The organism is Paenibacillus sp. Paensp111 (assembly GCF_059492195.1).
This window is the reverse complement of record NZ_CP168527.1, coordinates 1,363,666-1,379,141: the sequence shown is the minus strand read 5'-3', so window position 1 is coordinate 1,379,141 and position 15,476 is coordinate 1,363,666. Positions and strand designations below refer to the sequence as shown.

General features: G+C 48.3%; 10 protein-coding genes. All 10 read right to left on the bottom strand.

Translation table 11 applies throughout. From position 1 onward, the window contains the following. Positions 1 to 75: 75 nt before the first annotated feature. The 10 genes from lacZ to ACEN86_RS06390 all read right to left on the bottom strand — a co-directional run bounded on the left by lacZ (position 76) and on the right by ACEN86_RS06390 (position 15,409). Positions 76 to 3,147, bottom strand: coding sequence for a beta-galactosidase, LacZ type (gene lacZ / locus ACEN86_RS06435; protein WP_495633490.1), 3,072 nt, complete (start codon positions 3,145 to 3,147; stop codon positions 76 to 78). Positions 3,148 to 3,423: 276 nt separating this feature from the next. After that, positions 3,424 to 4,248: a carbohydrate ABC transporter permease gene (locus ACEN86_RS06430; protein WP_495633489.1), complete on the bottom strand. Its 825-nt coding sequence runs from the start codon at positions 4,246 to 4,248 to the stop codon at positions 3,424 to 3,426. Further along, positions 4,245 to 5,138, bottom strand: a complete 894-nt coding sequence (locus ACEN86_RS06425; RefSeq protein ID WP_495633488.1) for a carbohydrate ABC transporter permease — start codon at positions 5,136 to 5,138, stop codon at positions 4,245 to 4,247. The genes ACEN86_RS06430 and ACEN86_RS06425 overlap by 4 nt, the downstream gene beginning before the upstream one ends. 121 nt (positions 5,139 to 5,259) lie before the next feature. Further along, on the bottom strand, positions 5,260 to 6,570 hold the full coding sequence (locus ACEN86_RS06420) for an ABC transporter substrate-binding protein (protein WP_495633487.1): 1,311 nt from the start codon (positions 6,568 to 6,570) through the stop codon (positions 5,260 to 5,262). 181 nt (positions 6,571 to 6,751) lie between these two features. Beyond that, entirely contained in the window at positions 6,752 to 8,527 is a 1,776-nt protein-coding gene (locus ACEN86_RS06415) for a cache domain-containing sensor histidine kinase (RefSeq protein WP_495633486.1), read from the bottom strand. A 3-nt stretch (positions 8,528 to 8,530) separates the two neighbouring features. Next, complete coding sequence (locus ACEN86_RS06410) at positions 8,531 to 10,093, bottom strand: response regulator (RefSeq protein WP_495633485.1); 1,563 nt, start codon at positions 10,091 to 10,093, stop codon at positions 8,531 to 8,533. Positions 10,094 to 10,304: 211 nt separating this feature from the next. Next, complete coding sequence (locus ACEN86_RS06405; RefSeq protein WP_495633484.1) at positions 10,305 to 11,468, bottom strand: iron-containing alcohol dehydrogenase; 1,164 nt, start codon at positions 11,466 to 11,468, stop codon at positions 10,305 to 10,307. A 155-nt stretch (positions 11,469 to 11,623) separates the two neighbouring features. Continuing rightward, positions 11,624 to 13,225, bottom strand: a complete 1,602-nt coding sequence (locus tag ACEN86_RS06400; RefSeq protein WP_495634231.1) for a UDP-glucose--hexose-1-phosphate uridylyltransferase — start codon at positions 13,223 to 13,225, stop codon at positions 11,624 to 11,626. A gap of 14 nt (positions 13,226 to 13,239) precedes the next feature. Next, entirely contained in the window at positions 13,240 to 14,229 is a 990-nt protein-coding gene (gene galE / locus ACEN86_RS06395) for a UDP-glucose 4-epimerase GalE (RefSeq protein WP_495633483.1), read from the bottom strand. A 1-nt stretch (position 14,230) separates the two neighbouring features. Further along, positions 14,231 to 15,409, bottom strand: coding sequence for a galactokinase (locus ACEN86_RS06390; RefSeq protein ID WP_495633482.1), 1,179 nt, complete (start codon positions 15,407 to 15,409; stop codon positions 14,231 to 14,233). Between the last annotated feature and the right edge of the window lie 67 nt (positions 15,410 to 15,476).

The following is a 15,476-nucleotide window of genomic DNA, read 5'->3' as shown; positions in this document are numbered from 1 at the left end:
ACTGCGCGTGTATGAACATCTATAACTTTATATTAACGGGATAGTATTCAAAAGCCAATTTCCCTAAGAAACTAATCAGTCCATGGAAGGCTGAACCCTCGACAGAGTGAACTCAAATTCGATCTTGCCGTCAGACGGAATCTGATATTCCGCATGTACCGGCGCACCCCAGCTGTCATCTCCGCCGACACCCATCTGCCGTCCGGCAACGGTAACTACCGTATAGTGGACTGCAGGAAGTTCCCAAGGATGAGCAGCATGCTCCAGCTCAAAGGCGGTATATGGAGACACTGTACATTCCACCGGAGCTGATGGAGATGCCGAGATGCTCAGGCCGTAATGCGACTCATCAGTAATGTTCAGACGCCTAACCCCTGTGCGATTACCGCTCTCCTGCGGTACAAGATAAGGCGATGGAAGCTCCTGTACTTTCCTCTCGAATTGACCTAGACGTGCACCGTGTTTACGGTCCGCATAGTTCTCTTCTGGTCCCATGGCATACCATGAGGTATTCGCATAATCTGCAGTCATTTTGAAAGAAACAGCAAGGATAGGAAGGTTCGGCAGTCCCGGCGCTCCCTGGTACTCTGTCCGTACTTTGATGCGCCCATCTAGATAGACCGTATAGGCTGTAAGAACAGAAGCTTCGGGACTAATGCTTAATCTGTAATCGAAAGTTACGGTTGCAGATCCATCCTCTTCCTTAACGAGGCTAACGTTCACACATCTACGGGACAGGCTGGCCGCATACCATCCGGCAGCGGTGAACCCAAGCCCAACGCCTTTGTCATTGTCGGTCGTTGCCCGCCAGAACAACGGGGCTGGAGGAACTGCAATCATTTCCTGTCCTCCATAACGGAGCGAGACCAGTGAGCCTACCTGCTTGGAGAACAATGCAGCAAAGCCATCTCCCGTAATACCGATATTCACATCCCCTTCGGTAATGTTCAGCTTGCCTGAAGCTACTGTTGATTGGGAGACAGGATGCTCTTCTACCGTGAAAATATATTGTCCAAAAGACACCTCATATCCGGCTTCCGCCCATAGCGTATCTTCCTTAAGTCTAAGAGAAGCTTGAACGGAATACTCTCCGCAGCCTGGCTCTGCAGCCAAATCCTTCAGAGTAACAGAGATCGTCTGCTCCTGCCCGGCAGGTACCGAGATCTCGCACTGCCCTGACTGGATCTCCGTGCCTTCGTAATTCAGGCTGTAGTGCAGGACAAGCCCGTCAGTTCCTGTGAATAAATTGTCATTAATGACTTTAATCTCCGTCTTGGAGGGAATCAGCTTAATATTTTGATACAGGTATTTAACCTCCTGCATCTTCGGCGTGACCTTCCTGTCCGCAAATACGATACCATTTCCGCAGAAGCTGTAGTCTGTAGGACGGTCTCCGAAATCACCGCCGTAGGCGAAGTACTCGCGGCCATATCGGTCCTTCTTCAGCAGCGACTGGTCAATATAATCCCAGATAAATCCGCCTTGATACATCGGGTACTTCTGCTCAAGCTCCGTATATTTATGGAGTCCTCCGACCGAGTTGCCCATGGCATGCATATATTCACAGCTGATATAAGGTTTATCCGGCGAATCCATCAAATAAGCTTCAATATCGGCCGGCTTCGCATACATCCGGCTCTCCATATCGCTGGTATCATTAAATTTCCGGTTATGAAATACCCCTTCGTAATGGACTAGGCGGCCCGGATCTGCCTGGCGGAAGTATTTCGATACATTCAGAATGACTTCTCCCGCATAGGATTCATTCCCGCATGACCAGATGAGGATGGACGGATGGTTCTTGTCTCTCTCCAGCATGGATACTGCGCGGTCCATGACAATATCCTGCCACTCGGGCTTGTCTCCGGGTACATTCCAGGAAGGCTCAACGGCCCCCATTTTCTGCCACGATCCATGGGTCTCCAAATTCATCTCATCAATGACATACAGGCCGTACTCATCACATAATTCATACCATAATGTCTGATTCGGATAGTGGGATGTGCGTACCGCATTGATATTGTTCTGTTTCATCACCTTGATGTCCCACAGCATATCTTCTTTGGTAATGGAGCGTCCCTGTCTACAGTTAAATTCATGACGGTTCACGCCTTTGAATACAATCCTCTTCCCGTTCAGATACATAACTTTATTCTTCATCTCAAATTGGCGGAAGCCGGCCTTCTGCACGATCGCCTCTGTAAGCTTGCCCTGCTCATCCAGCAAGGAAATGCATACTTGATACAGATAAGGCTGCTCCGCACTCCATAAGCTGACTTCGCCCGCGGGAAAGGATAGGGCGAGGCGGTCATCTGCAAATTCTCCTTGAGCGGAAGCGACGCTGTGCCCGTTCTTATCCTTCAGCTCAACTTTCGCAGTGATCCCGGCTCTCGAACGCACGTTCAGCCTCAGGTCTACCAACAAAGTGCCTTGCTTATACGCCTCATCAAGCTCAGTGCGGATTCTCAAATCCTGAATGTGAAGCTTGGGAACCGTGTACAGATACACATCCCGGAAGATCCCCGAGAAGCGCCAGAAGTCCTGATCTTCCAGCCAGCTTCCCGTACTCCGCTGATAGACCTCGACAGCAAGCTTGTTCTTTCCCTGCGTAAGATAAGGAGTAAGATCAAATTCAGAAGGGGTAAAGCTGTCCTCGCTGTATCCGACAAAATGGCCATTAAGCCATAAGAAAAAGGCCGATTCTACTCCTTGAAAAGAGATATAGACAGGACCGTTCTGAAGCTCCGGTGTCAGATCGAAATATTTCACATAACTTCCGACCGGATTATGCTCCTGCGGAATTTCCGGCGGCCTTACTCCGTCCAGGCCGTCCCAAGGGTACATCGTATTCACATACTGCGGCGTTCCCCAGCCTTGAAGCTGGATATGACCCGGTACCTTGATCTCATCCCAGCCTTTGCAGTCGAAATCCTGCTCATAAAAGGAAGCTGGACGGCTTGCCGCATTCACTGCATAGCTGAATTTCCAGCTTCCGTTCAAGCTCTGCCGCATTTTCATGGGCGCTGCCGTTTCGGCTTCCTCCATCGTGTGATAATAACGGTGATCTGAATGGGCATCCAGCCGATTTACTCTAAATATGGATACATCACTCAGCCAATCCAGGCGTGGATTTGTTGCTTCTGTCATGAACTGAACCTCCTGTTAAGACGAGCTAAATTTTCTATAAAACTATAATTTGACTTTTTATATTGCCCATAGGAAAAAGTGTGAAATGATTCTGGAGAAGCGAAGCGTTCACCTGCAAGCTTTCTGAAAGAAAGCTACATCGGAAGCATAAGCTTTGTGACCGGATTTCTATCCCTTAATCAATTTCAATCAAGAAATCTGGGAACAACTGCGATAGGATGAACATTTCATACCGCTGCCTCACACGGCACTAATGGTTCAAATTATAAACCCCTCTTATTTAACCGAACCAACCATACCCGCTACGAAATGCTTCTGCATCAAGAAGAAGACCAGTGCCGTTGGCAGTGTTGAGATCACAATGGCAGTCATAATCACTCCATAGTCCGGAGAATAACTTGAACCCAGGTTGGAGATCAGCAGCGGAATGGTGCGCTTCTCTGGAGACTGAAGTACAATCAACGGCCACAGATAATTGTTCCAGCTTGAGAGGAACGTAATGATCGCACCTGCCGCGTAAGTTGTTCTCATCGTAGGTACATAGATGCGGAAGAATACACCGAGTTCGGACAATCCATCCATTCTTCCTGCTTCAAGAAGCTCTTTAGGGAACATCTTGGTGCTCTGACGGAAGAAGAAGATCAGAAAAGCCGTAGTCATTGTCGGCAGAATTACTGAAGTTACCGTATTTATTCCCATCGAAGGCACCGACCGCGAGATCGAAGCAAACATCTGGTATAAAGGAACCATAAGCGCAGCAAACGGAATCATCATCGACAATAGTAGAATGTTGAACACGATATCCTTGGCTTTACTCCGGTAGATCTCGAAGCCATAACCGGCCAATGAGGCAATGAGCAGAGCCAGAACCGTGGTCGTCACAGAGATTTTGGCTGAATTCCAGAGAGACTGGCCAAGATCTATAGAGTCCGTAAGCTTACGGAAGTTATCGAATAAATGAAGTCCTGGAAGAAGTCTTCCCTGCGAGACATCTACAGATAGGTTCGTCGCACTTACGATCATCCACAGAAACGGAAAAATGGAGATCAAGGCCGCCACACTCAAGAAAACATAGGTACCTGTACGTTTGAAGCTTGTCATTGTTTATCACCTGCCGCTTTGAACTGAATAACTGAGAGAACAATAATCATCGCAACAATGGTATAAGATACGGTTGCCGCATAACCGAAGTCCGGTGTGTATTTAAAGGACAGGTTATAGATATATTGAGAAATGGAGAGCGTGGCATTACCCGGACCGCCCTTCGTAATATTCACAATTTCATCGAACAACTGAAGCGTTCCGATTGTAGAAGTAATCGAAGTAAAGAGAATGATCGGCTTCAGCATAGGAATGGTAATGGAACGGAATTGTCTGATGGAGGACGCTCCATCAATTCTTGCAGCTTCATAGATAGATTGATCAATGTTCTGAAGCGCGGATAGATAGAAGATCATATTATACCCGGTCCAGCGCCAGGTAATGGCGATAATAATCGTGATTTTTGCCCAAAATGGATCGGTAATCCACATAACTGGTGCAGCAATCAGGTGCATTTTCAGGAGAGCCAGATTAATCAATCCGTCCGCTCCGAACAAATATTTGAATACAACAGAGTAAGCAACCAAAGAGGTGACACACGGCAGGAAGATTGCCGTCCGGAAGAATCCTTTGAACCGCAGCTTGCTGTCATTCAGCAGCACAGATATGAACATAGCCAGAATAATCATGACCGGAACCTGAACAATTAAGAATAAGAAGGTATTCTTCACAGCGGTCAGGAACACCGAGTCTGTGAACAACCGTTTGTAATTAACGAGCCCGGTATAGTGAAGATTAGCCCCTCTTCCCGATTTGAAAGACAGCAAGAGAGCTTGAATCATAGGGTAGAAATAAAATGCGGCGATCATGAAAACGGCAAAGATGATAAACAACCAGCCAATAAGTTTTGACTGATTACGGTTACTACGGACCGCGGCTGTGCCTCTCACACCAACCACTCCTTTCTCTATATAAGAGAGAGGCCTTAATTCCAGGCTCCCGATTCGATCATGACTTTGAGGAGTCGGGAACTGGTATTAAGGCCATCTCAATTTGGAACCTGCTTCGTTCTTATTTAACCTGCGATTCTGCCTGAGTCTGAGCTTCAGCCAGCACGCTGTCCAGATCTGCACCTTTCAGGTAATTCTGAAGAGCTACTGCAAGAATGTCTTCAATTGCATAAGTGTGCATACCGTAGTTCACTTTAGGGATTTGAGTTGTCCATGTTGCGAAGTCCTCAATCGCCTTCTGACCTCCGAAGAACTCATCCGCCTGCTTGTAAGCTTCGCCACTGGAAGCCGCTTTCAGGGTACCGAGGACACCGATCTCTTTGTTCATCTTCTGATACAAATCTACATTTGAGCCCATTGTCTTAGCCAAGAATTCTGCTGCTGCTTCCTTGCCGGGAACATTCAGCACATACCAGGAGCTGCCGCCCAGGTTGGATGCGTTTACAGCATTTGGTGTATTCTTGAGCTTAGGTGTTGGTACAATCGCCCATTTGCCGGACTGGGAAGCTTCGGCTTTAATGGAGGCTGTAATCCAGTTCCCTGTAGGTACGGAACCAACATCACCACTGTTAAGGGCACCTGTGAACTGACTCCAGTCAGAAATAATCTTCACTGTATTGGACTCCATCAGCTTTTTGTAAGTCTGAAGAGCATCCTTAAGTGCTGCATTTCCTACTAGATTAGGAGTTGTACCATCTTCCTTCAGATACCAGGATCCAGCTCCTTGAATCATCACCCGGACCAGACCCAGGTCGCTCGGATCAAGGGTAAGCCAGTCTTTGCCTGTTTTGGCCTTAACGGCTTTACCGATTTCAATGAATTTGTCCCAGTCAATATTCTTCAAGTCATCAGGTGTGTAGCCAGCCTGCTTCAGATAGTCAGTCCGGACATATAAGCCGGTAACGCCGGAGTCAAACGGTACGCCGTACTGCTTGCCATCCAGACTTGTAGGTCCGATCTTGTAATCGGCGAAGTCAGCCGCTTTGATGGAACTTGACATGTCATAGAAGGAATCCGGATATGCCTGCAAGAAGCTTTGGGCCCGGTAATCTTCGATCAGAACGATATTGGGAAGCCCTGAATCTGTACCGGAGGTAAGACCTGTGTTCAGCTTCTGAATGATATCCGCCTGAGCGTATTCCACAACGTTAATTTTCGCGTCTGGGTGATCTTTCTGGTACGCTTCTTTTGCCAAATTCATAGCTTTAATATTGAAGTTCGGATCCCAAGCCCATACCGTAACCTCTTTAGAGCTGGTATTTGCTTGTTTCGTGTCGGTGCTTCCGCTAGAAGCAGCCCCATCGTTAGTCTTGCTGGAGCATGCGGTCAATAGCATGAAGCTAGCCAGCAGCAGAATCATAGCTTTTTTCATCTGTAGTCCCCCCATATAGCTTTGTTTAATTTTGTGAAAGCGCTTGCTGTTGATGTAATCATCTTAACATTGCCCTTTAACCCGAAGTTAGCAATAAATTTACTCAGATTGGTGTTTTCATTGGGTATTGCAAGCGTATTCATGATGACGGCTGGTATTATTTTTAGAATTGGTATTATCTTTAGTTCTCGTCTGAGGAAGGATTTACAAGCCAAGGCAGCTTGATTCTCACTTGGGTACCTTCTCCAGGCTTGCTCGAGATCGATACTCCGTAATGCTCCCCATACAGCAGATGAATCCGCTCGTCCACATTGCGTATGCCGATCCCTGTGAACAGCTGTCTTCGGCTCTTCGAATTCGGCAGCCGCTTCGCATCCTGCTCCAGATCCATCCCGTCTCCGGTATCCACTACCTCACAGATCAAGGCCTCATTCTCCCTGGCAATCAGGATATAGATATATCCCTTCTCCTTCACATTGAAGGCATGGAAGAAAGCATTCTCGATAAAAGGCTGAATGATCAGCTTCGGCAGCTGGGCTTCCATACAATCCTGGGAGACGAAGTAATCTACCCGGATCTCTTCTCCATACCGGACCTGGTTAATAAAGACATAGTCCTTCATATTAGCAAGCTCCTGCTCTACCGTGATCGTCTCACTCACATTGCTGATTGTATTCTGGAGCAGAGAGATCAGGGCATGAATCGTTTCGGTTGCCTTCTCCTTGCTCCCCCGCTGTACAAGGATATTTACCGAAGCCAGCGTATTATATAAAAAATGTGGGTTGATCTGGCGCTGCAATGCGGCAAGCTCGGCATTCCGCCGTTCTTTCTGGGTCTCCACAAGCTGGCTGATATAATCATTGAGCTCATCAAGCATATAATTGAACCCTTGGCCCAGCTGGCGGGTCTCATAGCTGCCATACACAGGCAGGTAATTATCAAAGTTCTTTTTGGCCACACTCGACATTTGTCTAACCAGCATGCGAAGGGACAGGGTCAATCTCCGCGTAATAATCAGCAGAATGAGCAGGGCGGCCGAGACGATACAAGCCCCGATCAGGATGATCTCCCATGTAGGCAGCATCCGTCCCATTGCCATTTTCTTGTCAATGAGATTAACAATGTAGAAGTCATAGGAAGACAGATAGTTACTCAGCATGACTACATCTTTGCCAGAATACTTGAGCGACTGGTAGTCCAGCTTATCTTGATTCATGGCTTGCGCATTATTCAGCAGCAGCGCGGATCTCGTACCAATCAGCTCATCGCGGTTACTGGAGACGACCATTCCATCCCGGTTAAGGATGAGCACGTCATTGCCCGTGCTGGTAAAGCTGTCATAGAACTGACGGAAGCCTCGTTCTCTGACCATCATGTATAACGAGCCATAAATCTGTTTGCTGTCCGGGTCACGCAAGGTCTTCGCTGCCACAATAAGCGGCGTGCTCCCTCCACTCAGGTAATGATACGAGAGACGGCCGGGTTCTCTAAGCATTTCCTGGGTCAAAGGACTATTCTTGAGCTCCGTCATGGAACGGTTCCAGTAAGAACGGTCATTGGAATAGCTTCTTCCATTGACCCCGAGAATAATGGTCCCTACTCCATAGGTATCCAAGCTCGCCTGGATTCGCTTCATCTGGTCCTTCATTCCATAGAATGCCCTCGCATTTCCCAAGGAATTTGTGTCCCCCTGCATGAGGAAATTCCTGATCGTCCCACTTTGGGCAATATCATAGGTCGCCATAATAATGGCGTAATGGAAGGACTCAAAGCTCGTCTCAATCTGCCGGATCACTTTGGAATTCGTAATGCTGAACGTATCCATAAATAGTTTCTGTGACATTCGGACCGTAACCCAGGAGGTCATGACGGCGACTGCGATCGTACTGACTACCATGATGACAAATATTTTGCCAAATAAGCTTGGCTGCTTGAATCTGTTCAGTAACGATCTCATTCTCTAATGTCCCTCCTGCGCTTCGCGGCGGTATTGGCTTGGGGATATTCCCTTCAGCTTCCGGAAGACCTTCGTGAAATAGCTGTGGTCCGAGTAGCCCACCATGCTGCTGATTTCAGAAATGGTTGCATCCCCCTCACGAAGCAGCTCACTAGCCCTCTCAATACGGACTCTGGTTAGATATTCACTGAATCCCTCATCATTGTGCATGGTGAAGTAGTTCGACAAGTATGAGGGATTGAAATGAAACTGCTTCGCCACCTCAGTCAGGCTCAGCGGTTCATCCAGATGCTCCTTGATATATTGCAGCAGTTTTTTCATCGCCGGATTGACATGGGTCCGCATCCGTTCCAGCACTAGTTTATCTGCTTCATCCAGGAAACTGTCTATAATTTGACCGGCTTCTCCTATATCCCGGGATTCATGAATTCGCCGGAAATATTCATACTTCCGCTGATCCAGCGGAGCTGCATTATACTGAAACCGCTGAAGCGTGAGAATGATATTGAACACACTGTGGCCAAGGAACGACTTGAATTCCTCAACATCAATGCCCCGTGTACCTATCAAAGACTGAACATAGGACCTTACCTGTTCAAAGGCTTGATGAAATTCCTGCATATTGAGCAGGTCGTTGAAGCTTTGGGTATCAAACGCATGGGCTTCGGCCTTCTGCGGAAGCTCGTTCCAAATCAGGGGATTGACGCCTGGAAGGAAATATTGATTATCCAGCAGCTTCATGATTCCGGACGTATAGACTTCATTCAGGAGCTGAAGATCATGAAATGTATAGCTGAGCGCGGTCACTATACTCAGATTCTCCGTTGCCCCTGCCTTGGCAACCAGTCTGGCTGTGAAGGCCAGCTCCCTTAAGTACTCATCGCCCACATTAAGCAGCAGCCGCACATGCTTGCCTTCTGAAGCCAGAAAGCAGCTGACGAACCGCTCGTCCGAATCTTTTTGAATCCGGGCTAGCACATGGGTGCACCACTCCTTAAAATCATTCATGCCAAGTTCGCTTTCCTGGCCTTGATGTATACTCATAAGCGCGAAATGCGGAAAAGGCAGACTAGCCGAAATCTTATCTGAATCGTACTCGGCAGGATAGCCGGCTATGAGCTTGTCCAGTATAAATTGCAACGAGAATTCCTGCTTAGCGGCAGGCTTCATATGCTGCAGCGAGGGAATGCGCCGCGCCGTGTTCTTCAGAATCTCAAGCAGCTTGTCTGCCTCAAGCTTCGGCTTCAAGATATAATCAACTGCACCGCTTTGAAACGTGGAGCGTACATACTCGAACTCTCCGAAGCTGCTGAGTACGATAATTTGGATATCCGGGTAATCCGCTTTCACTTTGCGGGCCAGTTCTTCCCCGTCCATGATCGGCATGACGATGTCCGTAATGATAATATGTGGTTTGAGCTCCGCAATTTTCTCCATCGCTTCTCTGCCATTAGAAGCTTCGCCTGCGACAACAAACCCCTCGCTTTCCCACTCGAACAAGTGCTTGATTCCTTGTCTTACCAGCATTTCATCATCTACAATCAGAACTTTGCAGTAATTATCCATAGTAATCCCCATTTACATAAATTGAATTAATCAACTTATCCAGATTTATTTAGCTGTAATTATATATGGAATGAACTGAACATTTAAACAACAAATCAAATTATACGCAATAAACGTGCGGCTTACGCAGTCTCAATTCCTTCCATCCCATCAAAAAAACGCCCCGGAAATTACGGGGCGTTCACGAGCTCAGCACTTCTCTATCTGATTCTTATAGAGAGGCCTTATAAATTTCCAGTACATCTTGCTTGTCCAGCTTCGCGAAATTGCCGAAGGGTCCGAATTTAACTGCCTTCTCTGCCATAACGTCAAGCTGACTATCGTCAATATCATAATCCTTCAAAGTGCTTGGCGCGCCAATGGAACTCCAGAATGAACGAAGAGCTTCAATTCCTTCAAGGGCCACCTGCTCATCGGATTTGCCCTCGGTCTCAATATTAAATACATTGACCGCAAGGCGCTTGAACCGGGACACATCGACCTTCAGATTGTGCTTCATCCAGTTCGGGAAGAGAATAGCAAGGCCTCCTCCATGAGGGATGTCATATACCGCAGAGACAGCATGCTCGATATTATGAGTAGCCCAGTCACCACGGGTTCCCATATTCAGGATTCCGTTAAGCGCCATTGTACCGCAGTACATGATGGTCGCACGGTGTTCATAATTGTGCAGGTCATCAACCAGCTTCGGAGCCGTGTCGATGACCGTTCTCAGAATGGTCTCACAGAAGCCATCCTGCACCGGTGAGTTCGTAGGCACGTGGAAATAGTGCTCCAGCACATGTGACATCATGTCAACAATGCCATACACGGTCTGGTCTCTAGGCAGAGAGAAGGTATGCTCAGGATCAAGAATGGAGAATGCAGGGAACGCATAAGGGCTGCCCCAGCCCAGCTTTTCCTTAGTCTCATCATTTGTAATAACAGAGCCCGCATTCATCTCTGAACCGGTCGCGGCCATCGTGAGCACCGTTCCTAACGGAAGTCCGGCTTTGGCAGCCGCTTTGCGTTCAGCGAAATCCCACATGTCGCCTTCATATTTGGCGCCTACCGCAATGGCTTTGGCACAGTCGATGACACTGCCTCCGCCTACAGCCAGAATCAGCTCGGTGCCCTGCGTGCGGCACAGCTCCACCCCTTTATGTACAGTTGACAGGCGCGGGTTCGGTTCAACACCGGCAAGCTCGGTTACTTCAGCACCGATCTCGTTCAATATATGAATAACACGATCATATAGACCGCTGCGTTTGATACTGCCTCCGCCATATACGAGCAGAATCTTGCTGCCGAATTTAGGAACTTCCTTCTTTAAAGCGTCCAGCTGACCTTTTCCGAAGATCAGTCTCGTCGGATTATGAAATTCAAATGCTTCCATGTCTGTTAGTCCCTCCGTCTTTTAGAAGATGAAAAAATCAGGCAAACCCGGTTCATTCCTCTTTCATTGATAAATTGCAAAAAATGAATACACTTGTGATTATACTTCCTTGCGTCATCAGAAACAAATTCAGACCATAACGAAAAGCCGCCCAATCAGGACGACTTCTCATATCCGCAGCTTTCCAGGAACTGTTGAAGGGCACTTTGTCCTTCCTCCGACTGTTTGAACACGCCTGCATGACCCAGGATTTCGGCGAACTTTCCGCCGACCTCCTCACGAAGCAGCTCTTCCGCTTCCTGAAGCCCCAGCTGTCTGCCATACTTGGCAGCCAGTTCTTCAATCCAGGCGGTATGCGTAACCAGCTCAGGAACACTTCCCTGCTTAACCGCGTCATATATTTCATTATCTCCAGCCAGGATTCGTGCTATTCCCGCGAGCTCATGCTTCAGACGTCCGGGAAGTATAGCCAGACCCATGACTTCAATCAGACCGATATTTTCTTTCTTAATATGGTGCATTTCCCGGTGTGCATGGAATATTCCTTCCGGATGCTCCTCACTTGTCCGGTTGTTGCGGAGCACGATATCAATCTCATAATCGCCGTTCTCCCGCCGTCTTACCAGCGGCGTTACTGTATTATGAGGCACCTGCACGCCATCCTCTTCGGAATAAGCTAGTATGCCAACCTCTGGATTGCTGTAGCCTTTCCACAGCTCATACAGCTCATTTGCCGCCTCAAGGAGCACTTCCGGATTGCTGCAGCCAAGCCGCACCACAGACATTGGCCATTTCACTGAATTCAGAGTAACCCCGCTAAATTTCGGATGCTGGAATACCGCCTGTACCGGCGCTTTCTCAAGCGGAAAGACATGGCGTCCAGCCTGGAAATGATCATGAGTCAGAATCGATCCGCCTACGATCGGAAGATCGGCATTGGAACCAATGAAGTAGTGAGGGAACTGGCCTACGAAATCAAGCAGCCGCTTGAACGTATCCTTGGTCAGCTTCATCGGTACATGATCATGATGGAAAATGATCGAATGTTCATTGTAATACACATAAGGAGAGTACTGGAAGAACCACGGCTCCTCATTAAGTGTCAGCGTGATCACCCGCAGATTCTGCCGGGCTGGATGATTCAGTCTGCCGGCATACCCTACATTCTCTCTGCAAAGCTGGCATTTCGGATACACGGGAGGCGGCAGCAGCTTGGCCATCGCAATTTCCTTCGGATTCTTCTCCGGCTTGGACAGATTGATTGTAATCTCCATCTCTCCATATGGAGTGTCTTTCTTCCAGTACACATTCTCCGCAATCCGGTCCATCCGGATATAATTGGAATCTACAGACAGCTTATAAAAAGCATCCGTAGCTGCGGCTATGCCGCTATTCCGCTCCGTTTCACGGAAGGAACGAATAATCTCGGACGGACGGGCCATAATTTGGCCCATAATTTTGGCATCGAGCAGGTCGCGGTAGGTCACTGAATCCTCAGGCACGAGTCCGATTTTGCAGCCATAATCAATCAGGGTGTGTAGCATGGCATGCAGCGGCGCAGTCACATTCGTATTAACCTCATGCTGATAAGACTCATCCAGCGAGAACAGCTCCAGCAGCCGATTGCGGCTGTAATCCGTATCATACTGCTCAATCAGCCCCTGCTGAAGGGCATAGTGGACCAGGTGTTCGATTGCCAACTGTACTTGTTCCACCTCTGTTAGTTCAACTGAGTTGCCTTCCGGGTTCGCAAGCATCATTTGTTCATCCCTCACTTCGAGCCATAGCCTTGCGGATTGGCATTGTGCCATTCCCAAGCTGACTGAATAATATGTCCGAGCTCACTGCGGGACGGATTCCAGCCAAGGACCGTTCTGGCTTTCTCCGAAGAGGCTACAAGCACAGCCGGGTCCCCTGCACGTCTAGGATGAACCGTTACTTTGAAGTCCACTCCTGTTACTTCTTTCACCTTAGCAATAACTTCTTTGACCGAGAAGCCCTGACCATTACCCAGATTGAAAATATTGCTCTCCGCGCCACTTCTCAAATGCTGCACGGCAAGCACATGCGCATCAGCCAGATCGCTCACATGAATGTAATCGCGGATGCAGGTTCCATCCGGAGTCGAATAATCCTCGCCGAAGATAGCAATCTCCTCGCGTTGTCCCAGCGCTGTCTGTAGAATCAGCGGTACCAGGTGACTTTCTGGGCGGTGGTCCTCGCCAATCTTGCCGCTGTCATGAGCTCCAGCCGCGTTAAAGTATCTGAGGGATACATATTTGATGCCAAGAACCTGGTCGAACCATTTCATCATGCGCTCCATTGTAAGCTTGGTCTCACCATAGACGTTGGTCGGCTCGGTACGATCCGTCTCCAGAATCGGCACTTTCTCAGGCTCACCGTAAGTGGCAGCCGTAGAGGAGAATACAATTTTTCGCACACCCGCCTCTTCCATTGCTTCAAGCAGACACAGCGTCCCATATACGTTATTGTCGTAGTATTTGACCGGCTTCTGCATGCTCTCCCCAACCAAGGAGTTCGCTGCAAAATGAATGACGGCGTCGATTTCATTCTCCGAGAATAATTTGGACAAAAGGGCCTTGTCTCTCAAGTCCCCTTCATACAGCTTGCCTCCCAGTAGAGATTCCTTGTGTCCGGATTGAAGATTATCAATGACGACAACTTCCTCACCACGCGCCAGCAGCTCTGCTACCGTATGTGAACCAATATATCCTGCACCGCCAGTTACGAGAATAGCCATGTTATTTCTCCTCCTTCAATTCATGAACACCATTGCCGACACCGCATACATAGAATTCGCCTTTAAGCCCGGTACGGCGCTCATATGCTTCTCCGACCTGCTCTACGAATAAATCTACATCATCCTCATGCACGAGGGAGACTGTGCAGCCACCAAAGCCAGCTCCGGTCATCCGGGAACCCAGCGTACCCGGTATCCGTCTTGCTTCCTCCACCATAATATCCAGTTCCAAGCAGCTCACTTCATACAGATCACGAAGGGAATCATGCGATTCGTTCATGTATTGGCCGAATAGAGCCAGGTCATTCTGGCTGAGCGCATCCACCGATTGAAGCACTCTGGCATTCTCTTCCACGACATGCTTCGCTCTGTTATTCAGAATCTGATCCTGAAGCACCGACTCATAAGCCGAGAACTGTTCAGGGCTCAGGTCTGCCAAGTATTTAAGGTCCGGCTGCTTCTTCTTAAGAAGCTCAAGGGCTTCATCACACTGCGTGCGGCGTTCATTATATTTTGAGTCGACAAGACCTCTGCGCTTGTTCGTATTCCCGATTACGAGCTTATATGAGCCTGTCACAAAAGGAACCAGGCGGTATTCCAAGGTGCCACACATGAGCAGGATCGCATGATCCGTCGCTCCGTTGGCTACGGCAAATTGATCCATAATTCCGCTGTTGACGCCAACATATTGGTTCTCTGCCTTCTGAGAGAGCACAGCAATTTCAACTCCGCTCAGCTCTTGTCCTTCCATAGCTAACAGGGCATAAGCCGTAACAACTTCCAGGGATGCCGAGGATGAGAGCCCTGCGCCATTTGGAATTTTGCCTTCAAACATCATTTCATAACCAGAAGTCAGAGTAACACCTAACTTAGCGAGCTCCACGATAACGCCGATCGGATAATCAATCCATTCGCCAGTTTTGGTCTTACCCAAATCCTTTACCTCGGCTTGAGCCTCATAAGGGAGATTAAGTGATTTGAACTTAACCTGATTATCGTCTCTCTTGCGAATCGTTAAGGTCGTACCGAACTCCAGTGCAGCGGGAAGCACATAACCGCCGTTATAATCAATATGTTCCCCAATCAGATTCACGCGCCCCGGCGCCTCAAAGTACCTGATCGGCTGACTGCTTTCACCAAATTCTGATATAAATGACTGCTGCAAATGTTGTTGACTCAACTCCGCTCACCCCATCTTGAATAGTTGTGATTTGATGACCTAATTATAGTAGATAGCTGCTCCTGCT